The sequence below is a fragment of the Pseudomonas baltica genome (assembly GCF_014235765.1).
Classification (GTDB): Bacteria; Pseudomonadota; Gammaproteobacteria; order Pseudomonadales; family Pseudomonadaceae; genus Aquipseudomonas; species Aquipseudomonas baltica.
In genome coordinates this window covers 412,894-436,984 of sequence record NZ_JACMYH010000003.1, presented here as the reverse complement: position 1 = coordinate 436,984, position 24,091 = coordinate 412,894, and the positions used below count along the sequence as shown (strand labels likewise).

Genomic DNA, 24,091 nt, shown 5'->3' with positions numbered 1-24,091 from the left:
ATTCAACACGGCAGGATGTCAGCCGTGATATTGCCCTGAAAACTCATGCACGGCGTTGATGAACGCGCCGGCATGCTCGGGATCGACTTCCGGGGTGATGCCGTGGCCGAGGTTGAACACATGGCCTGTGCCCTGCCCGTAGCTGGCGAGGATCCGCGCCACTTCGGTGCGAATCGCTTCGGGCTTGGCGTACAGCACGGTAGGGTCCATGTTGCCCTGCAGGGCGACCTTGTGGCCAACGCGGCGACGGGCTTCGCCGATGTCGCAGGTCCAGTCCAGGCCCAGCGCGTCGGCGCCGGCGTCGGCGATGCTTTCCAGCCACAGGCCGCCGTTCTTGGTGAACAGGATCACCGGCACCTTGCGCCCTTCGTGTTCGCGGATCAGGCCGCTGACGATCTTGCGCATGTAGGCCAGGGAGAATTCCTGATACGCCGCGGCCGACAGGTTGCCGCCCCAGGTATCGAAGATCTGCACCGCCTGGGCCCCGGCCATGATCTGGCCATTAAGGTAGCTGGTGACCGACTGCGCCAGCTTGTCCAGCAGCAGGTGCATGGCCTGGGGCTGGTCGTAGAGCATGGCTTTGGTCTTGCGAAAATCCTTCGACGAACCGCCTTCGACCATATAGGTGGCCAGCGTCCAGGGGCTGCCGGAAAAGCCGATCAGCGGCACCCGGCCGTTGAGTTCGCGGCGGATGGTGCTGACCGCGTCCATGACGTAGCCCAGATCCTGATGCGCATCGGGGATCGGCAGCGCTTCGATGTCGGCCAGGGTACTGACGACCTTCTTGAAGCGCGGGCCTTCGCCGGTTTCGAAGTACAGGCCCTGGCCCATGGCATCGGGAATGGTGAGGATGTCGGAGAACAGGATGGCCGCATCCAGCGGGTAGCGTTCCAACGGCTGCATGGTGACTTCGCAGGCGAACGACGGGTTCTTGCACAGGCTCATGAAGTCACCGGCCTTGGCGCGGCTGGCGCGGTACTCGGGCAGGTAGCGTCCGGCCTGGCGCATCATCCACACCGGGGTGACGTCAACGGGCTGCTTGAGCAGGGCACGCAGGAAGCGGTCGTTCTTGAGGGGAGTCATGTCAACATCCGGCAGAAAAGTATGAGGATTTTCGCAGAGCAAAGAACAACAAGCCACCGGCGAGGGCTGGACGGTGGTCTGCGCAGCAGCACCACCCGGCCGCCTGGCTGAATCAGTCCTGCGTATCGCTGCAGCGACTCACCAGGGCGTCGATCCTGCTTTTGCACTGGTCCATGGCATGGGCGTGGCCCTGGCTCAGCTCGACCTGGCGCTGGCATAGATTCAGCGCGGCCAGCACCAGCAGGCGGTCGCCGATCAATGTCGGATGGCTGCGCTTGGTCTGCGCCAGCGTGCGCTCGAGCATGCCGAACGCCTGACGCAGCGCCTGCTGTTCGCCGGGCGGCGCTTTCACTGAATATTCGTTGCCCAGGATCGAGAAGACCTCGACCCCGTCGTCAAGGTTCATACCGCCGCCGCGGTAGCACGCTCGACCAGTGCTTGAATACGCGCGGTGGTCGCGCCCTGCTGCTCTTCCTGTTCCAGCAGACTGAGCTGCAGCGTGTCGTTGTCATCCTTGGCCTGGGCCAGCTCGCCGGCCAGCTGGGCATTGCGTTCGGCCAGTTCCCGGTTGTGCTTGACCAGGTCGTTTACCAGGCTTTCCAATTGATTCAGGGATGCTTCCAACATTTGCTATTTCCAACACTTTGTCAGGGGCGCGAACGATAAAGAAAAAACCTCGCCCGGGCCAGCTTTGATAGGACCCCGATGGACCCCCAAATCGCTGTTCGGTTCGTCCCGTTCATCGGTCTTCATCGCTTGAGCGTTCGCGATGACGCGCATCGCCTGCGGCAATTTGTCCCCTTCAGACTTTTTACATTCGACCGATAAGCCGTGCAGCCCTTTCTTGTGTCGCACGGACGCGCCCTACCTTTCGGTAACCTCACATGTCTTTACGCAACATGAACATCGCCCCGCGCGCGCTGCTCGGTTTCTCCCTCATCGGCGTGCTGATGATCGTGCTCGGGGTGTTTTCCCTGGTCCAGATGAGCCACATCCGCGCCGCCGGCCAGAACATCGAGAACAACACCGTACCCAGCATCACCAGCCTGGACGAGCTGACCCAGCTGACGCTGCGCCTGCGTGTGCTGTCGTACCGCTTGTTACTCAATCGCGAAGCCGACATCCAGCAGAAAACCGTGCAGCTGTTCGACCAGCGCAACGAGCAGATCAACCAGGCCCAGGCCCGTTACGAGAAAATGATCTCCAATGACGAAGAGCAGGCGGCCTACGATGACTACAAGCGTTTGCTGGGCCAGTATCGCCAGCTCGAAGCTCGCATGAAGAGCTTTTCGGCCAACGGCCAGGTGGAAGAGCTGCGGACCATGCTCAACAGCGACATGCTGAGCAATTCCGAGCAGGTCAATGCCGTGCTCGAGAAACTGGTCAAGATCAACAATGTGCAAACCCGCGAGATCAATCAGCAAGCCGAGGATGAATACCGCTCGGCGTTCACCTGGGTGGTGGGCATGCTGATCGTGGCGACCCTGCTGACGTTCCTGTTTGCCTGGCTGTTGACCCGCAGCATCGTCAGGCCGATCGACCAGGCACTGGTGGCGGCCGAGGCAATTGCCGAAGGCAACCTGACCCGGCCGATCCATGCCGAGGGGCGCGACGAAGCCGCGCGGTTGCTGCTGGCCATGCAGAAGATGCAGGGCAAGCTGCGCGATACCCTGCAGCGTATTTCCGGTTCGGCGACCCAATTGGCATCGGCTGCCGAGGAACTCAACAGCGTCACCGACGAAGGTGCTCGCGGCCTGACTCAGCAGAACAACGAGATCGAACAGGCCGCCACTGCGGTCAACGAGATGACCAGTGCGGTCGAAGAAGTGGCACGCAACGCCGTGAGCACCTCCGAGGCGTCCAAGGACGCGACCACGTCGGCCAGCGATGGCCGTGACCTGGTCATGGAAACCGTCAGCGCCATCGAACGCATGAGCGGCGACGTGCAGAGCACCGCCGAGCTGATTGGCAACCTGGCAACCGAGTCGCGTGACATCGGCAAGGTGCTGGACGTGATTCGTGGCCTGGCCGACCAGACCAACCTGCTGGCGCTCAACGCTGCCATCGAGGCGGCACGTGCCGGCGAGGCAGGCCGCGGGTTTGCCGTGGTGGCCGACGAGGTCCGCGCGCTGGCGCACCGTACCCAGCAGTCGACCAGCGAGATCGAACGCATGATCGGCAGCATCCAGGGCGGCACCGAGCAGGCCGTGGACTCGATGCGCAACAGCACCGAGCGCGCCGAGTCGACCCTCAACATAGCCAAAGGCGCCGGCATGGCGCTGGAGACGATCAATGGCGCGATCGTGCAGATCAACGAACGCAACCTGGTGATCGCCAGCGCCGCCGAAGAGCAGGCCCAGGTGGCACGCGAAGTGGACCGCAATCTGGTGAACATTCGCGACCTGTCGGTGCAGACCGCTGCAGGTTCGGCGCAGACCACGGCAGCCAGCGGCGAACTGGCGCGCCTGGCAGTGGATCTGAACGGGCTGGTGGCACGCTTCAAGGTGTAAGCACCGGGCGCCTTCACGCGTTCACTCATAGACACCGCGCGCACCGCCGACGCGGCTCGCGCCGCTGCTACAGAAACACCGCGTTCCCCAGTAGCAGCGGCGCAAGCCGCGTCCGGCTTCGACGCAGGCGTTCAGATGCACCGCAATGCCTTGTAGCAGCGGCGCAAGCCGCGTCCGGCCGCGACGCAGTCGTTCAGAAACACCGCGCCCCCCTGTAGCAGCGGCGCAAGCCGCGTCCGGCCGCGACGCAGTCGTTCAGAAACACCGCGCCCCCCTGTAGCAGCGGCGCAAGCCGCGTCCGGCTTCGATGCAGTCTTTCAGATGCACCGCAATACCTTGTAGCAGCGGCGCAAGCCGCGTCCGGCCTCGACGCAGTCGTTCAGATGCACCGCAATACCTCGTAGCAGCGGCGCAAGCCGCGTCCGGCTTCGACGCAGTCGTTCAGAAACACCGCGCCCCCCTGTAGCAGCGGCGCAAGCCGCGTCTGGCCTCGATGCAGTCGTCCGAAACCACGACTGACACCGCAATCGCACATCAGAACTCGATGCGCACATCTCCCTTCGGCACGCTGCAGCAGGACAGGATGTAGCCCTCGGCTTCGTCATCCTCGGTGATGCCGCCGTTGTGCTCCATCTCCACCTCGCCTCCCAGCTTGAGCACCTTGCAGGTGCCACAGATGCCCATGCCGCAGGCCTTGGGAATCATCATTCCCAGCTTGGAAGCCGCTGCATGCACGGTTTCGCCCGGCGCCACGCGGATGCTCTTGCCGCTGGCGGTGAACTCCACCAGGTGCAGTTCCGAGACGTCCACTTCCGGCGCATCGGCCGCCTGCTCGGCCTGTTCCACGGCGTCGGCGCGCGCCTCGGGCGGCGTGGCGCCGAACGATTCCTCGTGGTAACGGGTCATGTCGAAGCCGGCGGCTTCCAGCAGGCGCTTGACCGCAGTCATGTACGGGGTCGGCCCGCAGCAATACACCTCGCGCTCCATGAAGTCGGGCGCGATCAATTCCAGCAGCTTGTGGTTCAGGTAGCCACGGTAGCCCGACCACGGCTCACCCAGCCCATGCTTCTCGCAGATGATGTGCAGGCTGAAGTTGTCGACCCGCGAGGCCATGTGCTCCAGTTCGCGGTGGTAGATGATGTCCTTGGGCGAACGCGCACTGTGCACGAAAACCATGTCGACGTTGGCGTTGGTGTCGTAGAACCAGCGCGCCATCGACATCACCGGCGTGATACCGACCCCGCCGCTGAGATAGAGAATCTTCGGTGCCGGAAAGTCGATGGCATTGAACAGCCCGACCGGCCCGTGCACCGCCAGCTCCTGGCCTTCGTGGAGGGTGTCGTGCAACCAGTTCGAAACGCGCCCGCCCGGCACCCGCTTGATGGTGATGGAAAAGCTGTACGGCACCGACGGCGCGCTGGAGATGGTGTATGAGCGCATCACCGGCTGACCTTCGATTTCCAGCTCCAAAGTCACGAACTGGCCCGGCTTGAAGAAGAACAGAATGGGCTGGTCGGCCATGAAGCAGAAGGTGCGCACGTCCCAGGTTTCCTGGATCACCTTGACGCAACGAACGATGTGGCGCCCATTGGCCCAGGTCTGGGTATTGACGGGCATCAGGAAGGGGTTGGACATGCTGGTCTCCAAGGTCGACTGCCGACTGTGCGTGCAGCGATTCTGCGGGTGCACCGCTACCGCCACATTCCCATCCGCGACATCCACATGCTCATGGCGACCAGCCCCATGCCGCCTAGCCTGCAGCGTCGGGAATGGATTTGGCCATGTCGCCCATGGATAAGGTTCATGGCGCGCCGAGTCGCACACTCCACCGCATCTGAACGCAGTTTCAGCCGCCTTGCGTCGACAACCGTAACAGCCACTTTTTTCGCGGCCACACTGCCTGGCCATGAGGATGAACACGATGGATGCCACCACTACCCTGAGTCTGGGCGATCCGCTGGAACCCGCACGCAAGGCAACCGCCCAGATGCTGCAGGAACGCGAGCGTACCTTCTCGCTGCCGCAGCCGTTCTACAACGACGAACGCCTGTTCCAGATCGACATGCAGGAGATCTTCAACAAGGAATGGCTGATCGCCGGCATGACATGCGAGATCCCGGCCAAGGGCAACTACCTCACCCTGCAGATCGGCAGCAATCCGATCCTCGTGGTGCGCGGGGCCGAAGGAGTGGTGCATGCCTTTCACAACGTCTGCCGCCATCGCGGTTCGCGACTGTGCACCAAGGAAAAAGGCAAGGTGGCCAAGCTGGTCTGCCATTACCACCAATGGACCTACGAGCTGGATGGCCGCCTGCTGTTCGCCGGCACCGAGATGGGCGCCGACTTCGACATGAAGCAGTACGGCCTCAAGCTCGTGCATGTGAAAACGTCAGGCGGCTACATTTTCATCAGCCTGGCGGAGAACCCGCCTGCGATCGACAATTTCCTCAGTACGCTGAACCATTACATGGAACCGTACGACATGGAAAACACCAAGGTCGCGGTGCAGACCGATCTGCTGGAAAAGGCCAACTGGAAACTGGTGCTGGAGAACAACCGCGAGTGCTACCACTGCGGCGGCGCCCACCCCGAATTGCTCAAGACCCTGCTGGAATGGGACGACGTCACCGACCCCCGCGCCGACCAGGCCTTCAAGGACCATGTGGCCGCCTCGGCTGCCGCCTGGGATGCCGAGAAGATCCCCTACGCCCACGCCAGCCACGGCCTGCGCAACCGCATCGTGCGCATGCCGCTGCTCAAGGGCACGCTGTCGATGACGCTGGACGGCCAGGTCGGCTGCAAGAAACTGATGGGGCGCATCAAGAATCCGGACCTGGGTTCGATGCGCATCCTGCACCTGCCGCATTCCTGGAACCACTGCATGGGTGACCACATCATCGTGTTCACGGTGTGGCCGATCAGCGCGCAGGAAACGGTGGTCACCACCAAGTGGCTGGTGCACAAGGACGCCGTGGAAGGCGTGGACTACGACGTCGCGCGGATGCGCCAGGTGTGGGACGCGACCAACGACCAGGACCGCCGCCTGGCCGAGGAAAACCAGCGCGGCATCAACTCCACCGCCTACCAGCCGGGGCCGTACTCGAAGACCTACGAATTCGGCGTGGTGAACTTCATCGACTGGTACAGCGAGCGGCTGCTGAGCAACCTGGGGGCGGAGCCTGCGGCGTATCTCAAGGGCGTGGCAGTGCACGAGTAACAGGCGAGCTCGTCGGCGGCGAAGGCTTGGTGCGGTAAACCTGACAGTGCGCGGCGCGCGTTTCGCAGCCGCGGACCGCTTCTGCGGAGCTGTGAGCACCAGTCGCCCAGCTCGGGATACATCCTGAAAAGATGCAATCTGGCGTTTGCCTGCCCAGGCATCCTATGGTCGCTGCCCAACAATAAAAGGGCGGCACCATGTCCTCCACTCCCGGCTTGCCATACGTTGCGGGCATCGATGGCCTGCGCGCGATCGCGGTACTTGCAGTCATCGTTTTCCATGTCGATTTCCTGCGCTTTCTGCCAGGAGGCTTCACCGGCGTAGACATGTTCTTCGTCATTTCCGGCTACGTGATCAGCCGCTCCCTGGCGCAAACGAGTGGCCTGCCGCTGCGCGCCTTCCTGCTGGAGTTCTACCAACGACGCCTGCTGCGCATTCTTCCGGCGTTATTGCTTGTGCTCACCGCCAGTGTCCTGATGTCGGCGTTGATCATTCCCCCGGTATGGCTCAGCAGCCAGAACGAAGACACCGGCCTGGCCGCATTCGTGGGGCTGAGCAACCTGGTTCTGGCCTGGCAGACCGACACCTATTTCTCACCGAAAGCTGAGTTCAACCCGTACCTGCACACCTGGTCGCTGGGCGTGGAAGAACAGTTCTATCTGCTATTGCCCACGGTCATCCTGCTCTGGCTGCGCTACCGCGAAAACAGCGTGATCGCGCGCTGCCTGCTGCCTGCCTTGACCCTTGCCTCGCTGGCCTGGTGCGCGGTGCAGACCCACGCCGCACCCTTGTCGGCGTTCTATCTGCTGCCCAGCCGTTTCTGGGAACTGGCCGCTGGTGCATTGCTGTTCCAGGCCATTGGCCAAGGCCGCCTGACTCGCCTGCAACCGTGGCATAGACAGGCGATGCTGGTGGCCGGGCTGGCGTTGCTGGCGGCAGGCTTCATCCTGACGCCGGCTGCACGCTTCCCGTACCCATGGGCGCTGGTCCCGGTGCTGGGCACGGTGTTGCTGATCGCCGCCGTGGTGCTCGGCAGCGATCGACCCGCTGGCCCGTTGCTGACGGTCTTGCAATGGCCAGCCCTGACGTACGTGGGGCGCCTGTCATATTCGCTGTACCTGTGGCACTGGCCCGTGGCGGTATTCCTGCGCTGGACCATTGGCCTGGAAGCATTGTGGATCCAGCTGGCCTACCCGTTGCTGGTGTTCGGCCTGGCAGCGGCGTCCTACCACTGGGTTGAAATGCCAGTGCGCCGTGGCGGCACGCGGTGGCATCGCCGTGCGGGGCTGTCGATGTGCGGTGGGCTGACTGCCATGGGGCTGTGCGCCGGAATTGCGGCGTGGACAATCCACTCCACCGAGCGTTTATCGCTGAGTACCGTGGCCGATAGCTACACCTGGCATGCCTACAGACACTACCCTCGGGAGCCGATCGAAAAGATCGACCAGCCGGGCCTGCAAGGGCGCCAGCTTTTCGTGCTGGGCGACTCACACACCGCCGCCTACCGCACGATGCTCAACATCGTCTCGCTGCGACTGGGCATCGACGTGGTGGAATACGAACGCGGCGGCTGCGCGGTGGTCAGCCTGCTGGATGCCGATCCGTCCGCCTGCGCGACTTGGCAGAGCAGTGCGTTGGCCGATATTCAGGCACGCGCCAAGCCGGGCGATGTGGTGTTCCTGGCGTCCCTGCGCATGCCGGAGCTGGCGGGCCGCGATTGGCAGCAGGGCGAGGACTCAATCTTCGAACAAGCACGCGGCGAGCGCACTGTGCAACACGCCCAAGCGGCCCGCCAGGCCGCCGACGCCGTGCTCGAACCGCTGCAGGCGGCGGGCTTGACCGTACTGATCGACGCACCGTCGCCGGTCTTCAAGGCCCCGGCGAACCGTTGCTCGGATCCATTCAACCGAATGAATCCGATCTGCACGCCCGGACTGAGCGTGGAACACGACCGGATAGTGCAGCTACGTGCGCCGCAGATGCATCTGCTGACGATACTGACCCGCGAATACCCGGCGCTGAACGTCTGGGATCCGTTGCCGATCCTTTGCCCGGGCAACACCTGCTCGGCCTACGACTCGAACGAAACACCACTCTTCGCCGATGCCGACCACCTGAGCGGCCACGGCAACCGTGTGCTCGAACCCTCTTTCACAGCGCTTTTGATACACCTCTACGCACCCCTGCGAACGCGATGACGCACCCGGCACGGCAAGCCGAACGCGGCCTGCATCGCCGCTACAGTTGTGCGCAGCGTTGATACCGTGGGTGTTCATGGCTGGCTGCCGGTCGATCAGAGATAAAGAGGGAAATCTATCCGAGCAAGGCAGGACAGCATGTCGCCCCTTCGAAGCATCTCCGATCAACTCGCCATCCATGCCCGCACGCCGGCGCTGGTGGTGTCCGACCCCCGTGGCCTGGCCGTACGTACCATCGGTTATTACCGACGCGAAGCCGACGTCCCTGCCGAGCCCCGGGTCAGTGCCCAATGGCATGACCACGCAGGCCGTCCTGTCAGCCAGTGGGATCCGCGTCAGTTCGAGCATTTCCAGAGCGGTGTGAGCGAGACGCCGAATCAAGCAACGGTGTTCAGCTTCTCGGGTACACCGTTGTTGCAGCGCAATGCGGATTCTGGCTGGAAAGCGATGTTGCTCGACGCCCAAGGCTCCAACCGGGAAAGCTGGGACAGCAAAGGCATCCACACCACGCTGAATTATGACCGGCACGCCAGGTTGATATCGGTTGCCAAACGCGATGCCGAGGGCCGGCAACGCGTCACGCAGCGCGTCGATTACGCAGCGGTCGACAGCGAGCACGCTGCTCGCAATCTGTGCGGCACGAGCTATCGGCATGACGATGACGCGGGCAGCAGAATCGCCCATGGGTTTGACATCAATGGCGAAGCGATCAGCTATACGCAGCGTTTTCTGGACGCAGAGGTGCTACCCGACTGGCCCGTTTCCCTGGCGGAACGCGATGCCCTGCTGGAGCCTGGGCCGGGTTATCGCACCTCCTATACCCACGATGCCACCGGCATGCTTGTCACTCACAGAGACGCCTTGGGTAATGCGCAACATTTTGGCCATGACATCAGTGGTCTGGAGGCTACCAGCCGGCTGGTGACCGCCGAAGGGCTGAACTGTGAACTGCTGTCGGCGTTGACTCATGATGCAGGCGGGCGGATCGTTTCGCAAACGATAGGCAATGGCGTGACAAGCCGCGCCGAGTACGACCCCATCGACCAACAGCTACTCAGGGCAACGTCCGTAAGCGCCGACGCGGTCGTGCTTCAGGATTTGCACTACCTGTATGACCCAGTCGGCAACATCATCAAAGTCAGCGATCAATCTCAACCCACCAGGTACCACGCCAATCGTCGCATCGAAGCGGTCAACGAATATCGCTATGACTCGTTTTGCCAACTGATCGAATCTACCGGTCGCGAAGCCGCAAATGCGGGCGGCGAAGGCCCATCACTGCCGCCGTTGCTGGCAATGCCTCAGGATCCTTCCTTGCTGCTCAACTACAGGCAGAACATGGAGTATGACCGGGCGGGCAACCTGACAGAGCTTCGCCACGTCAATGGGCAACGAAACCGAACACTCAGAATGGCGGTGGCAAGTGCCAGCAACAGATCGCTGCCCGAGCGCAATGGGCAACTCCCCGATGAAAGCCAGTTGACCGATGGCTTCGATGCCAATGGAAACTCCCGCGAACTGCTGCCCGGGCAGGTAATGACATGGGATGAATACAACCAGCTGCAGCGCGTGGCACCGGTGCAGCGCGACGATGAAGAAGACGACTATGAGCGCTACATCTACGACGCTGCGGGAAGTCGTTTGCGCAAGATATCCCATGCCCAACAGCGCAGCGGTGCACGTCGATGTGAGGTCCGCTACCTGCCGGGGCTGGAAATTCGGACGGACAGCCGCAGCGGTGAGCGCTTGCATGTCATCGTTGCGCAAGCGGGTAAGAACGGCGTCCGTCTGCTGCATTGGGCACATGGCAAACCCGAGGGTTTGCCTAATGATCAACTGCGTTTCACGCTGAGCAACCATTTGCGCTCAGCCACATTGGAGTTGGGCAGCGACGGCCAGTTATTGAGCCGGGAAGAATACTATCCGTTCGGAGGCACCGCCTGCTGGGCTGGTCGCAGTGCACTGCAAGCCAAGTACAAAACCATCCGCTACTCCGGCAAGGAACGTGACGCCACCGGTCTTTACTATTACGGCTTGCGCTACTACGCACCCTGGCTGATGCGATGGATCAATCCGGATCCGGCGGGCGATATCGACGGTCTGAACCTTTATGCGATGGTAGGCAATAATCCGATCACCATGGTGGACGGTGATGGGCGCGCCAAAACAAAGCATGACACCCTTGAAAGCATGATTGAAGCGGGCCCTACAGACGAATACCTGGCGGGGCAGCCGTATTGGGGAGCCGGTTCCGAGAGCGAGCGACGCCGTAAATACGAGAACTGGAAAGGCCATTGCAAGACCTGGTTCAATCGCACCAGGCAGAGCCGCGCGCAGGTACTGCTTTCGGCCTACGAAATTTCTGTAACCAATAGCAAGGGTGTGATCCAGGCACTGAAAAATATGGAAAGCAATACCGAGCTGGCGAAGTCGGTCGGACTTCGAGGGGCGACCATCGTCGTTTCCAACTTGAGTTCTACAGCCACGGGAACAGCCATTGGCACAGCCGTCGGGGCGATGGCATTGGGCCCGGCGGGTGCTCTGGCCGGTGCTGGCATAGGCATGGTGCTCGGCAAGCTGGCCAGTGTCGCCTCGGAAAAGGCAATGGAGAAAGCCGGTAATACCGCCACTCTGCATCTGCGTACTGGAACTCTGAGTGCTTCATCAATCATTCATGACGCGAAGATTCGCAAGAACGGCCTGGTGGGTAAGCTCTACTACAAGTCTCGCACTTACGTACCCGACAATCCCAAGAATGCCCTGAACCTCGGCACTGAAGCCGCCAAAACCGCAGGCTCCAAAGCCGCGGGGCCAGCGGGCGTCGCCGTCAAGATCGGCGTCGATGCAATCAAGGCTGGCTATGAACTGTATAAAACCCAACAAGACAAAGACCCGGCGAAACTCGAACTTTTGGAAACCAGCGCGGACGGTGCGTTCGCCGAGCTTTATCGGCGGACGCTACAGATAGCAAAGATGTACAACGCGACCGAGGCCGACGATAAACTCACCGGGCTGACCAATAGCACGCTTACTGGAAAAAGCATGACGTTGGGCGGCCTGGCCGCGCAATTCAGTACGGCTGTTGACCATCTGCAAACGGCTGCCGGTGCCACCAGCGCATTCCGCCAGCGGCATCAAGTCGACGTACTTGCCTTGTAGCGACGCGCGCATCAGAGCCGCACCACCCCCTCCTCGATCAACGCCTTGAGCACCGCCTGAGCGCCCTCTTCGGCGCTCAGGCCCTTGAGCACCTGCCCTCCTCCGCCACTGGCCTTGGCCGTGGCGGCCTTCATGCGATCCGCGCCGCTCTTGGCCTTGATCACCTTCAGGCGTTTGGGCCGGGGCTTGGCCGGTTGCAGCTCGGCGCTGTCGAACAGTTCGTCGTTGATCACCTCCACCGCATCCACCGGCAGCCGTCCGCGCTGCGCCGGGCCGTAGGCGCTCTGCCGGGGCTTGGGCGCGGCGTTGTCGACGGTGGCCAGCAACGGCAGTCGCACCTTGAGGCGCCGTCTTTGGCCTCGGGGCAAGGCCTGCAGCACCTGAGCCACGCCGTTGTCGATGGACTCGACCTCGGCCAGGCCAACGATCAACGGCCAGCCGAGTTTTTCCGCCAGCAGAAAGGGCAACATGCCCGAGCCTTCGCCGGTTTCGGCCTGGGTACCGGTGAGCACCACGTGCGCACCGGCCGCTTGCAGGTAGTCGCACAGGGCCGGCAAGGCATCGGCGCCTTGTGGCTGTTCGAGCACGTGCAGCTGTTGCAGGCCCATGCCCAGGTACGCGCGCAACGCAGGCTCGGCGACATCGCCGGCGTGCAGTACCTGCAGGTCATCTCCGGCCAGTTGCAGCCCCAGCTCCACGGCGCGTGAATCCTGGTCTGCGCGCCGGGGGCGGCCGGACGTCGGGTGGGCGCCGATGGAAACGAGGGTGATGACCTTGGTGTTCATGGCTGTGTCTCTCTCATCGTGGCGCCCATCAGGCGGCATCGCGCTTGGCTTGGTTGCGATAGGCCTGGATGGCGTCGATCAAGGCGTGCATGATCGCCTGCCCGTCGCCGATCACCGACAGGTCGGCGCGCTTGACCATGTCGCAGTTGGCGTCGAGGTTGATGGCGATGACCTTGTCGCAACCACCAATGCCCTGCAAGTGCTGGATGGCACCGGAAATGCCCACCGCCACGTAGACCCGCGCGGTCACCCAGGTACCACTGGCGCCGACCTGACGATCGCGCAGCATGAAACCATCGTCCACCGCCACCCGCGAGGCACCTTCGGTCGCACCCAAGGCCTGGGCCGTACGGTGGAACAGTTCCCAGTCCTTGACCCCATTACCCCCCGAGAATATGAATTCCGATTCGGCCATGGGCACGGCCGCCGGGTCGACTGCTACCGCACCGAGGTCTTCGATGCGCGGCAGGCTGCGCGCCGTGGCTGTGGACAACGCCACCGGCAGCGCTTCGTGACGAGTCTCGTCAACCGGTTCGGCGCATTCGGCGGCCGCCAGGATCAAGCGCGGCAGCGGTCGGGCAATGTCCTGCTGGCCGGCACCGGCACGGCTGATGCACTGGCCGTCCTTGACCTGCCACACACGTGTGGCGGGACGTTCACCCTGGCAAGCGGCAAAACGCCGACCCAGCTCGCCACCGCCGGTACGGCTGTCGGGCAGCAGCCAATGGCGTGGGCTGAACTGATTATCCACCGCGCGCAGGCCGTGGATTCGCTGTTCCGGCGCATAACCTTCGAATTCGCCGCCCTGCAGAATCAACAGCCGGTCGACGCCTGCGCTATCGAAAGCGTTTTCCTTGTATTCGCCGAAGACGATAGCCAATACCGCGCCACCCCCTGCTGCCAGGCGATGGGCCAGGCCCAGCACGTCGCGGTCGTGGCTGCTCAGGCGGCCGCCGACCATGTCCGGTACCACGGCGATGTAAAATTGGGGCACCGCCACCTGGTGCAAGGGCAGCTTGACTTCCACGGCTGCCGAACGCTTGCTCGCGCCGCCCTGCTGGGCGCCGCTGCGGTCGATGCGCTTGATCCCGTTGGCGCCGATGAAACCGATGCCGTGGGGGTTCTTGCGCATGACGCCATTGGGCCCCATCCACGCACTGGCCTGAGGCTGCAGGGCACTGTGCAAGGGATGCAGGCGGTTGCGGGCGATCCACTCGGCCCGCGGATCACGACGGATGAGGTCACTCATCAATGCACCTCCTCGACAACTTCACGTTTGGCCGGTGCGGGCCTGGCGGGGGCAACACTGTCCTCGACCAGCGCCTCGGCGACCAGTTCGGCGATGTCCTTGACCAACGGCCGCGGTTCCACCACGCCTTCGAGCATGGCGGTGCACTGCGGGCAGCCCACGGCCACGACTTCGGCCTGGGTTTCGCGGATGTCTTCCATGCGCATGTCGGGAATGCGCTGCTTGCCGGGTATGTCGGTGATCGGCGCGCCGCCACCGCCACCGCAACAGCGGGAACGGAAACCCGAGCGCTGCATTTCCTTGACCTCGATACCCAGCGCCTTGAGCACATCGCGCGGGGCCTGGTACTCGCCGTTGTAGCGGCCCAGGTAGCACGGGTCGTGGTAGGTCACGCTGCCGCCCTTGTGCTGCCCCAGGTGGAGCTGGCCGGCGGAGACCAGTTCGCCCATGAAGGTGCTGTGATGCAGCACCTGATAGTTGCCGCCCAGCGCACCGTACTCGTTCTTCAACACATGGAAGCTGTGGGGGTCGCAGGTGACGATGCGCTTGAAACCGTACTTGGCGAGGGTGCCGATATTGCGCTTGGCCAGCAGTTGGAAGGTGGCCTCGTCGCCCAGTCGCCGCGCCACGTCTCCGCTGTCGCGCTCTTCCAGGCCGAGCACGGCGAAATCGACCTTGGCCGCTTTCAGCACTTTGACGAAGGCGCGCAAGGTGCGTTGGTTGCGCATGTCGAAGGCACCGTCACCGACCCAGAACAGCACGTCGGCAGTCTTCCGGTCACCGAACAGGTCGAGGTTGAGGTCGGCGGCCCAGTTCATCCGGCCACCGGGATTGAAACCGCCGGGGTTGTCGGTGGCGATCAGGTTGTCCAGCACTTCGGCGCCCTTGTTGGGCGTGGCACCTTTTTCCAGGGTCAGGTGGCGGCGCATGTCGACGATGGCATCGACGTGCTCGATCATCATCGGACACTCTTCCACGCAGGCGCGGCAGGTGGTGCACGACCACAGGGTGTCGGCATCGACCAGGCCATTGACGATAGGCTGGTGCGGGTTGCCGGCGTGTTCGCCAATGGCCTTGCCAGGATAGGGGCTGCCGGCGAAGTTCGCATCGGTGCCACCGGCCAGGCCTACGACCATGTCCTGAATGAGCTTCTTCGGGTTCAACGGTTGACCGGCGGCGAACGCCGGGCACGCGGCTTCACATTTGCCGCACTGCACGCAGGCATCGAAGCCCAGCAGCTGGTTCCAGGTGAAGTCCTTGGGTTTTTCCACGCCCAGCGGCGCAGTGGGGTCGTTCAGGTCCAACGGCTTCAGGCCGGTGGAGCGACCACCGCCAAAGCGTTCGGCGCGGCGGTGCCAGGCCAGGTGCAAGGCGCCAGCGAAAGCGTGCTTCATCGGCCCGCCCCAGGTCAGTCCGAGAAACAGTTCCGACACGCCCCACAGCACGCCGATGCCCAGCACCGCAGCCAGTACCCAACCGCCGAAATTCATCGGCAAGATACCGGCCACCGGCAAGGTGGCGATGAAGAAGGTGGCCGAGAACATCAGCAGGCTTTTCGGCAGGCGCATCCACGGGCCCTTGGACAGGCGCGCGGGCGGGTTGCGGCGGCGGGCATAGACGAAGCAGGCACCGACGAACATCAGCGCGGTGGCGAACAGCAGCGCATAGCCAAGCATGCGATCGTGCAGGCCGAAGCCATGGACCAGCACCGCCAGCACCGCCGCCAGCACAGCGCCACCGGCCGTGGCGACGTGGGTGTTGGCGATGTACTTGTCGCGCGCGACCACATGGTGCAGGTCGACCATGTAGCGCTTGGGCATGGCCAGCAGGCCGCCCAGCAGGTCGACCTGGGATGGCCGACCGCGGCGCCACATATTGACTCGCCGCACGGCGCCCAGAACAGCCAAGGCGAGGGCGGCGAACAGCAGGATGGGAAGCAGTGTATTGAGCATGGTGAAGCCTCTGTGGACCCTCGTAGGAGCGGTCATCGGCCGCGAAACGGTCACTGCGCTGTATCAGGTACACCGCAGTGATCCCTTCGCGGCCGATGACCGCTCCTACGGGAGCAGGGTCAAAAATCCTTGCACAGGCGCAGCGCGTCGTAGATCGCCGCGTGGGTGTTGCGCTGGGCCACGCAGTCGCCGATACGAAACAGCAGATAGTCGTCGCCCGAGGTACTCAACGACGGCTGCGGCTGGATCGCGAACAAGGCGTCGATGTCCATCTGGCCCTTGTTACGCGACCCCTGCTTGAGCGCGTAGTAGAGCTGTTCGTCGGGACGCACGCCGTTCTCTACCACCACCTGGTCGACCACGCGTTCTTCCTTGGCGCCGGTGTATTCGTTCTCCAGCACGGCCACCAGCTTGTCGCCCTCGCGGTAGACCTTGTCCAGCATCATGTCGCCGGTCATGATCACTTCCTTGGGGTACATGCTGCGGTAGTAGGTGGGGAACGACGTACCGCCGATGGCCACGCCCGGCTTGATGTCGTCGGTGACGATCTCCACCTGGCTGCCCTTGTCGGCGAGGAAGTCGGCCACCGACATGCCGGTGAACTCGCAGATGGTGTCGTACACCAGCACGTTCTTGCCCGGTGCGACCTTGCCGTCGAGCACGTCCCAGCTGCTGACCACCAGGCCCTCTTCGGCGCCCCAGTGCTCGTTCTGTTCCAGAAACGGGTGGCCACCCACCGCCAGCACGACGATGTCCGGGCGCAGGTCCATGATGGTATCGGCATCGGCGGCCGTGCCCAGGCGCAGGTCGACCTTCAGGCGCGCCAGTTCCAGCTGGAACCAGCGGGTGATGCCGGCGATCTGGTCACGCTGCGGCGCCTTGGACGCAGTGGTGATCTGCCCACCGATGAAGTCCTTCTTCTCGAACAATGTCACGTCGTGGCCACGCTCGGCCGCCACGCGCGCGGCCTCCATGCCGGCAGGCCCTGCGCCGACCACCACCACCTTGCGCTTCACGCCGGTGGACTTTTCGATGATGTGCGGCACGCCCATGTATTCGCGCGACGTGGCCGCGTTCTGAATGCATAGCACGTCCAGCCCCTGGTACTGCCGGTCGATGCAGTAGTTGGCGCCCACGCATTGCTTGATCTGGTCGATCTGGCCCATCTTGATCTTGGCGATCAGGTGCGGGTCGGCGATGTGCGCCCGGGTCATGCCGACCATGTCGACGTAGCCGCCTTCCAGAATACGCGTCGCCTGGTTCGGATCCTTGATGTTCTGCGCGTGCAGCACCGGAATGTTCACCACCTCCTTGATCCCGGCCGCCAGGTGCAGGAACGGCTCGGGCGGGTAGCTCATGTTGGGAATGACGTTGGCCAGGGTGTTGTGGGTGTCGCAACCCGAGCCCACCACGCCGAGGAAATCGAGCATGCCGGTGTCGCAGTAGTACTTGGCGATTTCCTTCATGTCCTCGTGGCTGAGGCCATCGGGATGGAATTCGTCGCCGCAGATGCGCAGCCCCACGCAGAAGTCGTCGCCGACTTCCTTGCGCACGGCCTTGATTACCTCCATGCCGAAGCGCATGCGGTTCTCGAAGCTGCCGCCCCACTCATCGGTGCGCTTGTTGACCCGCGGGCTCCAGAACTGGTCGATCATGTGCTGGTGCACCGCCGACAGCTCGACGCCGTCCAGGCCGCCGGCCTTGGCGCGGGCCGCAGCGCTGGCGTAGTTGCCGATCACGCGCCAGATCTCTTCAGGCTCGATGGTCTTGCAGGTGGCGCGGTGCACCGGCTCGCGGATACCCGAGGGCGACATCAGGGTCGGCCAGTGCTCGCCGTCCCACCGCGAGCGACGGCCCATGTGGGTGATCTGGATCATGATCTTGGCCCCATGCTTGTGCATGGCGTCGGCCAGGTTCTGGAAATGCGGAATGATCTTGTCGGTGGCCAGGTTGACCGATTTCCACCAGCCCTGGGGGCTGTCGATGGCCACGCTGGAGGAACCGCCGCAGATGGCCAGGCCTATTCCACCCTTGGCTTTCTCTTCGTAGTATTTCACGTAACGATCGGTGGTCATGCCGCCGTCGGTGGCGTAGACCTCGGCGTGCGCGGTGCTGAGCACGCGGTTGCGGATCGTCAGCTTGCCGATCTGGATCGGCTGGAACATCGCTTCGAAAGCCATGACGGTTGATTCCTCGACTTACAACGGTTTCACGGTGAAGAGGCCATCTTCGTGGCCTTCTTCGGAGCCGCCGTACACTTGCTCGGCGACGGTACGAATGCTGCTGCCGCGAGCGGCGAGAATCTGGTCCATGGCGCCGGCGAACCAGCCGGTGAACATGTAGTCGACCTTGCGTCCGACCTTGCCGTACACGTAGACGAAGGCGGAATGTTCCAGCTTGACGCTACAGGTGCCCTGGTCCAGGTCGATGTCCCGGATCTTGAACAGGCCCCAGCCGCGCTGCGACAGACGCTTCATGTAGTGCTCGAACACCGCGACGCCTTCCAGGCCATGGCACTCGGCTTCTTTCTCGCACCAATGCCAGGCGGATTTGTAGCCCGCCTTGTAGAGAATCTCGGCGTAGGCGTCGGCGCCCAGCACCTCTTCGATGCCCATGTGGTTGTTGACGAAGAAGTGACGCGGCACGTACAGCATGGGCAGGGCGTCGGAGGTCCAGATACCGGTTTCGCTGTCGACTTCGATGGGCAGTTGCGGGGCGATCTTGGCCATGGTGAGTGATCTCCGATAAACATGATTCGAGCAAGCAACGCACAATCGCTTTGCTCGTAGATAGACAGTTGTGTGAATGCCTTTGGAGCCGTAGCGAGCACGTCGAGAGCAAGGAAGGACCGGAGCGAAAGGCGAGACAGTACCGAGATACGGCGAGCTTTTCGCGAGGACCTGACGCAGCTATCGGCGAGCGCAGTAGGCTCCAGAGGTATTCACTCGCCCCAGACGTCCTTGAGGACATTGACCCAGTTCTCGCCCATGATCTTGCGCACCACGCGTTCGCTGTGGCCGCGCTTGAGCAGGGTTTCGGTCAGGTTGGGGAACTCGCCCACGGTGCGGATGCCCAGCGGATTGATGATCTTGCCGAAGCTGGTCAGGCGGCGGGCGTAGCCCTTGTCGTGGGTCAGGTATTCGAAGAAGTCCTGGCCGTGGCCCTGGGTGAAGTCGGTGCCGATGCCGATGGCGTCTTCACCGACGATGTTCATGGTGTATTCGATGGCTTCGGCGTAGTCGTCGATGGTCGAATCGATACCCTTGGCCAAGAAAGGCGCGAACATGGTCACGCCGACGAAGCCACCATGGTCGGCGATGAATTTCAGCTCTTCATCGGACTTGTTGCGCGGGTGCTCCTTGAGGCCCGACGGCAGGCAATGGGAGTAGCACACCGGCTTTTTCGACTCGAGGATGACTTCTTCGCTGGTCTTGGAGCCGACGTGGGACAGGTCGCACATCACGCCGACGCGGTTCATCTCGGCAACGATCTCGCGGCCGAATCCGGACAGGCCGCCGTCGCGCTCGTAGCAGCCGGTACCTACCAGGTTCTGGGTGTTGTAGCACATCTGCACGATGCCCACGCCCAGCTGCTTGAACACTTCCACGTAGCCGATCTGGTCTTCGTAGGCGTGGGCATTCTGGAAGCCGAAGAGGATGCCGGTCTTGCCGGTTTCCTTGGCCTTGCGGATGTCGGCGGTGCTGCGCACGGGCATCACCAGGTCGCTGTTCTCGCGCATCAGCTTCTGGCTCTTGCAGATGCTGTCGATGGTGGCCTGGAAACCTTCCCACACCGACACCGTGCAGTTGGCCATGGTCAGACCGCCCTTGCGCATGTCCTCGAACAGTTCGCGGTTCCATTTGGCAATGATCAGCCCGTCGATGACGATGCTGTCGGCGTGCAGTTCGGCTGGGCTCATCGGGCAGTCCCCATCAGGCAAGTCAGGCGCCGAATCGTATGTCGGCGCTTCATGGAGCCAGCATATGCCTGCGCGACAGGGCGACCGGATGCAAAAACGACAGGGGAATTGCCGAAAGCGTCAACGCACGATGCAAAAGATGACCACCCCCCTTGCAGGGGAGACCTGCTTGGTCGTGCCACTGCATGAAATAAACCGCCTGGCATCGCTGCGCCCCTATGCTTTCCAGCGCCCCTGAGACAGAATCAGCGGCAATTGTCCTGCTCAACGGGTTAGGTAGATCCTCATGAGACTCACGCTGCTGATGCTTGCCCTGCTGTCCTTCGCCGCCCAGGCAGAAGAGTCCGACGGCCCCACCCCGTGCGATAACGTCGAAACCGATCAGCAGAGCTACGATTGCTCGGCCTACAACCGCAAGACATCGGAAACCGAGATGAGCGAGTCGTACACCGACCTGCTCGACCGCATCAACTCCCAGTTCCCCAAAGGCTCGCCCGAACTCAAGGCGTTCACCGACAGGCTCAAGAGCGCCCAGGACCTGTGGGCCAAGTCGCGCGATGCCGATTGCGACGTGTACACGGTCAATGCCGGCAAAGGCACCAAGGCCTATGACATTGCCCAGAACGATTGTCGCGCGCAGAAAAGCGACGAGCGTTCCGAATTCCTGCAATCGGTGGGCCTGGAGTGAGCGTTAAAATAGTCGGGGTCGAGATCAAGGGCAGCGAAGCGATCTTTGCAGTGGTGGAATTCGACGGTGCCGACTTGGCGCATCTTCCCACTTCCCTCAAGAAGATCGCGCTGGAAGACGATGACATCGCGGCGAACGTGCGGCAGTTTCGCGAACAGGTGGCCGCTTTCGTCGGCGACAACGGGTTGAAGATGCTCGCCATCAAGAAGCGCGGCAAGAAAGGCGAGTTCGCCGGCGGGCCGACCACCTTCAAGATCGAAGGCGTGCTGCAGCTGCTCGAAGGCTGCGAGGCAGTGCTGGTGTCGCCGCAGACCATCAGCGCCCAGGCCAAGAAGCTGGTTGAGCTGCCAGGCAGCTTGAACAAATACCAGCACGAAGCCTACAAGGCTGCCTGCGCGGTATTGCTCAAGGCGCGCTGAAACGGTCAACAGTCGTCTTTCATTCCTCCTCGTTTACCCGGCAGTCCAGGCCGATGTCGGTCGGATTGCTGGGGTCCTGCGCCACGAACGCACGGGTCTTGTGCTCGGCATCCGCCAGGCTGTCGGCTTCTACCGGCAGATCCACCAGGGTGTTGTTCCAGGCGTCGTCGGCCTGGTTGTCGATGACCCGGCAGTCGTACCACGCCGCCGCTGCCGGCCCGGCCAATGCCAGAAGAGCCACTGCCAGAATTGGCGCACCCATGACTTGCTTGCTCATTTCGATGATTCCTTTATCGCTGAATGAGCGCGCAGGTTAGCGGCCGCCTGCCGTGCCAGAACGGTACATATGCATTGGCCCTACCGGCGCCTTCGCGGCCACAGACCGCTCCTACGACACGCACACATTCCATCCGCAGGAGCGGCCAGTGCCCCAGGCGGTAGAGGGATCACAGTCCTTCCGCAGGAGCGGCCAGTGGCCGCGAAGGCAGAGGGATAACAGTCTTCCGTAGGAGCGGCCAGTGGCCGCGAAGGCGTCGGTACAGCCGCTGCACGGGCAACGACCTACCCCGACTCGCGCCCGCGCCGATCTTCACGCGGGCAGCGGGCAAAGCGCGCCCGGTAGCTGCGGGTGAAATAAGACGGCGAGTCGAAACCGCAGGCAATGCTCACCTCCAGCACGCTCATCTGGGTCTGGCGCAGCAGCTGCCGGGCTTTTTCCAGGCGCAGGCGCAGGTAGAAGTTGCTCGGGGTGTCGTTCAGATGCAGGCGGAACAAGCGCTCCAGCTGGCGGCGAGTGACCTTGGCCAGTTCGGCCAGCTGCAAGGTGCTCAGCGGCGGCTCGGTGTGCTGTTCCATCTCGCCGATCACCTGCACCAGTTTTTTGTTGCTGAGGCCGTAGCGTGAAGCGATTTCCATGCGCTGGTGGTCCTTGCGCGGGCGAATGCGCCCCACCACGAACTGCTCGGACACCTGGATGGCCAGCGAGCTGCCATGGGCCTGGCCGATCAGATCGAGCATCAGATCGATGCAGGCAGTACCGCCGGCGCAGGTGATGCGCAGGCTGTCGGTCTCGAACAGCTCCTGGCTGGCGCTGAGCGCGGGGTAGGATTCGCGAAAAGCATCCAAGGCCTCCCAGTGCAGCGCCACGCGGTGGCGCTCGAGCAGGCCCGCCTCGGCCAGGACGAAACTGCCGGTGTCGATACCGCCCAGGGTCACGCCCTCGCGATCCAGCCGCCGCAGCCAATCGCGCAGCGTTGCATCAAAGGCTGCCAGCGGCTCGAAGCCCGCCACCACCAACAACGTCACGCCCTTGGTCAGCGGCCCGAGTCCCCCATCGGCATTCACCGACATGCCGTTGCTGGCCAGTACCGCGCCGCCGTCCAGGCTCAGCACCTGCCACCGGTACAGCTCGCCGCGAAAGCGGTTGGCCACGCGCAGAGGCTCGATCGCCGAGATGAAACCGATTGCGGAAAATCCGGGCAGCAACAGGAAATTGAAGTCTTGGGCCATGGTGTGCTCTGTGAGTTCTGCGGGCAGCGATCCCACAGCGCGATCCTGTGGAAGCGGGGCGGGCGGCGCGCCCTCTGCCCGCGAAGAGGGCCTCTGTGAAACACCACTAATACCCACCACGTCGCCACTGTGCAAGAGCCGGTCGCCGCAGTGCGTTTTTTCCGGCAATGGCCTGCGTACCTTATGCAAACGGCGCGCAGACGCCGCCCCCATAACAATTCGAACTGCCGCCTGAGGGAGCCATCATGAACAGATTGATCAGCTGCTGCCTGCTGATGCTTACCGGTACCGCGCTGTTGACCGGCACGGCCAGCGCCGCGGAACCGGCCAGTTGCAAGAACGTGCGCCTGGGCGTAGTCAACTGGACCGACGTGATCGCCACCAGCGCCATGACCCAGGTGCTGCTCGACGACCTGGGCTACAGCGTCAAACAGACCAGCGCGTCCCAGCAGATCATCTTCGCCGGTATCCGCGACCAGCGCCTGGACATGTTTCTGGGTTACTGGAACCCGTTGATGACCCAGACCATCACTCCCTTCGTGGAACAGAAGCAGGTCCGCGTGCTGGCCGAGCCCAGCTTGAAGGACGCCCGCGCCACGTTGGCCGTGCCGACCTACCTGGCCGACAAAGGCCTGAAAAGCTTCGCCGACATTGCCAAATTCAAGAAGGAACTGGGCGGCAAGATCTACGGTATCGAACCGGGGTCGGGCGCCAACACCCAGATCAAGGACATGATCGCCAAGAACCGCTTCGGCCTGGGCGACTTTCAACTGGTGGAGTCCAGTGAAGCCGGCATGCTCTCGGCGGTGACGCGCGCGGTGAAGCGCAACGAGGCCATCGTGTTCTTCGGGTGGGCACCGCACCCGATGAACGTCAATCAGGACATGACCTACCTGAGCGGCAGTGAAGATGCCCTGGGCCCGAACGAGGGCATGGCCACTGTGTGGACAGTGACCGCACCGGACTACGCCAGCCGCTGCCCGAACGTGGACAAGCTGCTAGGCAACCTGACTTTCACGGCCGCCGACGAAAGCCGAATGATGCAGCCGCTGCTGGAGCACAAGGACGCCTTCGACTCGGCACGGCAATGGCTCAAGGACCACCCTCAGGACCGCCAGCGCTGGCTGCAAGGCGTCACCACCTTCGACGGCAAACCCGCCGCTTGAACGCACCCCTGTAGCAGCGCCGCCTGTGGCATCAGGTTCTGTGGGAGCAGGTTTTGTGGCAGCAGGTTTTGTGGCAGCGGATTTTGTGGGAGCGGGTTCTACCCGCGAATGGTTCACCACGGTAGATGAACAAGACCGCGCTGCATCAGCCACACCGCAGATACCGCCAACGCGGCTCGCGCCGCTGCTACAGAACAGCGCGCCTGCCTTGTACGTCCGGGAACAACCGCGCTGCAT

19 protein-coding genes and 1 pseudogene are annotated in these 24,091 nt (G+C 63.0%); 8 read left to right on the top strand and 12 right to left on the bottom strand.

Annotation, left to right across the window (positions count from 1 at the left end; translation table 11 throughout):
- Nucleotides 1-18: 18 nt before the first annotated feature.
- The 3 genes from hemE to H7993_RS14375 form a co-directional block, all read right to left on the bottom strand.
- Nucleotides 19-1,083, bottom strand: a complete 1,065-nt coding sequence (gene hemE, locus H7993_RS14385) for a uroporphyrinogen decarboxylase (RefSeq protein WP_185794776.1) — start codon at nucleotides 1,081-1,083, stop codon at nucleotides 19-21.
- Between the two features lie 112 nt (nucleotides 1,084-1,195).
- Nucleotides 1,196-1,489, bottom strand: coding sequence for a cell division protein ZapA (locus H7993_RS14380; RefSeq protein WP_122479777.1), 294 nt, complete (start codon nucleotides 1,487-1,489; stop codon nucleotides 1,196-1,198).
- The gene (locus tag H7993_RS14375) at nucleotides 1,486-1,710 is read right to left on the bottom strand and encodes a hypothetical protein (protein WP_185794775.1); all 225 of its coding nucleotides are present in this window, start codon (nucleotides 1,708-1,710) and stop codon (nucleotides 1,486-1,488) included. The genes H7993_RS14380 and H7993_RS14375 overlap by 4 nt, the downstream gene beginning before the upstream one ends.
- Nucleotides 1,711-1,967: 257 nt before the next feature.
- Here H7993_RS14375 and H7993_RS20960 point away from each other — a divergent pair.
- Both H7993_RS20960 and H7993_RS20955 read left to right on the top strand, forming a co-directional pair.
- A pseudogene (locus H7993_RS20960) lies at nucleotides 1,968-2,738 on the top strand (MCP four helix bundle domain-containing protein); the annotation flags it as partial.
- Nucleotides 2,721-3,593 carry a methyl-accepting chemotaxis protein gene (locus H7993_RS20955; RefSeq protein WP_425312018.1) on the top strand — a complete coding sequence of 291 codons (873 nt, stop codon included), beginning with the start codon at nucleotides 2,721-2,723 and terminating at the stop codon, nucleotides 3,591-3,593. The pseudogene H7993_RS20960 and the gene H7993_RS20955, both read left to right, overlap by 18 nt.
- A 534-nt stretch (nucleotides 3,594-4,127) precedes the next feature.
- Here H7993_RS20955 and gbcB read toward each other — a convergent pair.
- Complete coding sequence (gene gbcB, locus H7993_RS14365; RefSeq protein ID WP_122480122.1) at nucleotides 4,128-5,228, bottom strand: glycine-betaine demethylase subunit GbcB; 1,101 nt, start codon at nucleotides 5,226-5,228, stop codon at nucleotides 4,128-4,130.
- Between the two features lie 286 nt (nucleotides 5,229-5,514).
- Between gbcB and gbcA the strand changes: the two genes are divergently transcribed.
- From gbcA to H7993_RS14350, 3 genes are all read left to right on the top strand, one after another.
- Complete coding sequence (gbcA, locus tag H7993_RS14360; protein ID WP_185794773.1) at nucleotides 5,515-6,810, top strand: glycine-betaine demethylase subunit GbcA; 1,296 nt, start codon at nucleotides 5,515-5,517, stop codon at nucleotides 6,808-6,810.
- A gap of 197 nt (nucleotides 6,811-7,007) precedes the next feature.
- Nucleotides 7,008-9,008 carry an acyltransferase family protein gene (locus tag H7993_RS14355; protein WP_185794772.1) on the top strand — a complete coding sequence of 667 codons (2,001 nt, stop codon included), beginning with the start codon at nucleotides 7,008-7,010 and terminating at the stop codon, nucleotides 9,006-9,008.
- Between the two features lie 138 nt (nucleotides 9,009-9,146).
- Nucleotides 9,147-12,167 carry an RHS repeat domain-containing protein gene (locus tag H7993_RS14350; RefSeq protein WP_185794771.1) on the top strand — a complete coding sequence of 1,007 codons (3,021 nt, stop codon included), beginning with the start codon at nucleotides 9,147-9,149 and terminating at the stop codon, nucleotides 12,165-12,167.
- An 11-nt stretch (nucleotides 12,168-12,178) separates the two neighbouring features.
- Here H7993_RS14350 and etfB read toward each other — a convergent pair whose 3' ends face one another.
- The 6 genes from etfB to H7993_RS14320 all read right to left on the bottom strand — a co-directional run bounded on the left by etfB (nucleotide 12,179) and on the right by H7993_RS14320 (nucleotide 20,072).
- Nucleotides 12,179-12,952: an electron transfer flavoprotein subunit beta gene (gene etfB / locus H7993_RS14345; RefSeq protein WP_122479782.1), complete on the bottom strand. Its 774-nt coding sequence runs from the start codon at nucleotides 12,950-12,952 to the stop codon at nucleotides 12,179-12,181.
- A gap of 28 nt (nucleotides 12,953-12,980) precedes the next feature.
- Entirely contained in the window at nucleotides 12,981-14,201 is a 1,221-nt protein-coding gene (etfA, locus tag H7993_RS14340) for an electron transfer flavoprotein subunit alpha (RefSeq protein ID WP_185794770.1), read from the bottom strand.
- Nucleotides 14,201-16,153 (bottom strand): dimethylglycine demethylation protein DgcB, encoded by a 1,953-nt coding sequence (gene dgcB / locus H7993_RS14335; RefSeq protein ID WP_185794769.1) that lies wholly within the window; start codon nucleotides 16,151-16,153, stop codon nucleotides 14,201-14,203. The genes etfA and dgcB overlap by 1 nt, the downstream gene beginning before the upstream one ends.
- 119 nt (nucleotides 16,154-16,272) lie before the next feature.
- Nucleotides 16,273-18,333, bottom strand: a complete 2,061-nt coding sequence (dgcA, locus tag H7993_RS14330; protein ID WP_185794768.1) for a dimethylglycine demethylation protein DgcA — start codon at nucleotides 18,331-18,333, stop codon at nucleotides 16,273-16,275.
- Nucleotides 18,334-18,351: 18 nt separating this feature from the next.
- A complete protein-coding gene (locus H7993_RS14325; protein ID WP_185794767.1) occupies nucleotides 18,352-18,882 on the bottom strand; it encodes a DUF5943 domain-containing protein in 531 nt (176 codons plus the stop codon).
- Between the two features lie 212 nt (nucleotides 18,883-19,094).
- Nucleotides 19,095-20,072 carry a dipeptidase gene (locus tag H7993_RS14320; protein WP_122479787.1) on the bottom strand — a complete coding sequence of 326 codons (978 nt, stop codon included), beginning with the start codon at nucleotides 20,070-20,072 and terminating at the stop codon, nucleotides 19,095-19,097.
- A 286-nt stretch (nucleotides 20,073-20,358) separates the two neighbouring features.
- Here H7993_RS14320 and H7993_RS14315 point away from each other — a divergent pair, with 286 nt between their 5' ends.
- Together H7993_RS14315 and H7993_RS14310 are read left to right on the top strand one after the other, a co-directional pair.
- On the top strand, nucleotides 20,359-20,760 hold the full coding sequence (locus H7993_RS14315; protein ID WP_185794766.1) for a lysozyme inhibitor LprI family protein: 402 nt from the start codon (nucleotides 20,359-20,361) through the stop codon (nucleotides 20,758-20,760).
- Nucleotides 20,757-21,179, top strand: coding sequence for a DUF3010 family protein (locus H7993_RS14310; RefSeq protein ID WP_185794765.1), 423 nt, complete (start codon nucleotides 20,757-20,759; stop codon nucleotides 21,177-21,179). Before H7993_RS14315 ends, H7993_RS14310 begins: the two co-directional genes overlap by 4 nt.
- Before the next feature lie 19 nt (nucleotides 21,180-21,198).
- Here H7993_RS14310 and H7993_RS14305 read toward each other — a convergent pair whose 3' ends face one another.
- Complete coding sequence (locus H7993_RS14305; protein ID WP_122479790.1) at nucleotides 21,199-21,456, bottom strand: hypothetical protein; 258 nt, start codon at nucleotides 21,454-21,456, stop codon at nucleotides 21,199-21,201.
- Between the two features lie 284 nt (nucleotides 21,457-21,740).
- Nucleotides 21,741-22,688 carry a GlxA family transcriptional regulator gene (locus H7993_RS14300; RefSeq protein ID WP_185794764.1) on the bottom strand — a complete coding sequence of 316 codons (948 nt, stop codon included), beginning with the start codon at nucleotides 22,686-22,688 and terminating at the stop codon, nucleotides 21,741-21,743.
- A gap of 245 nt (nucleotides 22,689-22,933) precedes the next feature.
- Between H7993_RS14300 and choX the strand changes: the two genes are divergently transcribed.
- Complete coding sequence (gene choX / locus H7993_RS14295; protein ID WP_185794763.1) at nucleotides 22,934-23,854, top strand: choline ABC transporter substrate-binding protein; 921 nt, start codon at nucleotides 22,934-22,936, stop codon at nucleotides 23,852-23,854.
- Nucleotides 23,855-24,091 lie beyond the last annotated feature (237 nt).

Excerpts from the sequence above, each read along its gene's own strand:
- hemE (WP_185794776.1), bottom strand. The coding sequence starts at position 1,083 with ATGACTCCCCTCAAGAACGACCGCTTCCTGCGTGCCCTGCTCAAGCAG.
- H7993_RS14380 (WP_122479777.1), bottom strand. The coding sequence starts at position 1,489 with ATGAACCTTGACGACGGGGTCGAGGTCTTCTCGATCCTGGGCAACGAA.
- H7993_RS14375 (WP_185794775.1), bottom strand. The coding sequence starts at position 1,710 with ATGTTGGAAGCATCCCTGAATCAATTGGAAAGCCTGGTAAACGACCTG.
- H7993_RS20955 (WP_425312018.1), top strand. The coding sequence starts at position 2,721 with ATGCAGAAGATGCAGGGCAAGCTGCGCGATACCCTGCAGCGTATTTCC.
- gbcB (WP_122480122.1), bottom strand. The coding sequence starts at position 5,228 with ATGTCCAACCCCTTCCTGATGCCCGTCAATACCCAGACCTGGGCCAAT.
- gbcA (WP_185794773.1), top strand. The coding sequence starts at position 5,515 with ATGGATGCCACCACTACCCTGAGTCTGGGCGATCCGCTGGAACCCGCA.
- H7993_RS14355 (WP_185794772.1), top strand. The coding sequence starts at position 7,008 with ATGTCCTCCACTCCCGGCTTGCCATACGTTGCGGGCATCGATGGCCTG.
- H7993_RS14350 (WP_185794771.1), top strand. The coding sequence starts at position 9,147 with ATGTCGCCCCTTCGAAGCATCTCCGATCAACTCGCCATCCATGCCCGC.
- etfB (WP_122479782.1), bottom strand. The coding sequence starts at position 12,952 with ATGAACACCAAGGTCATCACCCTCGTTTCCATCGGCGCCCACCCGACG.
- etfA (WP_185794770.1), bottom strand. The coding sequence starts at position 14,201 with ATGAGTGACCTCATCCGTCGTGATCCGCGGGCCGAGTGGATCGCCCGC.
- dgcB (WP_185794769.1), bottom strand. The coding sequence starts at position 16,153 with ATGCTCAATACACTGCTTCCCATCCTGCTGTTCGCCGCCCTCGCCTTG.
- dgcA (WP_185794768.1), bottom strand. The coding sequence starts at position 18,333 with ATGGCTTTCGAAGCGATGTTCCAGCCGATCCAGATCGGCAAGCTGACG.
- H7993_RS14325 (WP_185794767.1), bottom strand. The coding sequence starts at position 18,882 with ATGGCCAAGATCGCCCCGCAACTGCCCATCGAAGTCGACAGCGAAACC.
- H7993_RS14320 (WP_122479787.1), bottom strand. The coding sequence starts at position 20,072 with ATGAGCCCAGCCGAACTGCACGCCGACAGCATCGTCATCGACGGGCTG.
- H7993_RS14315 (WP_185794766.1), top strand. The coding sequence starts at position 20,359 with ATGAGACTCACGCTGCTGATGCTTGCCCTGCTGTCCTTCGCCGCCCAG.
- H7993_RS14305 (WP_122479790.1), bottom strand. The coding sequence starts at position 21,456 with ATGAGCAAGCAAGTCATGGGTGCGCCAATTCTGGCAGTGGCTCTTCTG.
- H7993_RS14300 (WP_185794764.1), bottom strand. The coding sequence starts at position 22,688 with ATGGCCCAAGACTTCAATTTCCTGTTGCTGCCCGGATTTTCCGCAATC.
- choX (WP_185794763.1), top strand. The coding sequence starts at position 22,934 with ATGAACAGATTGATCAGCTGCTGCCTGCTGATGCTTACCGGTACCGCG.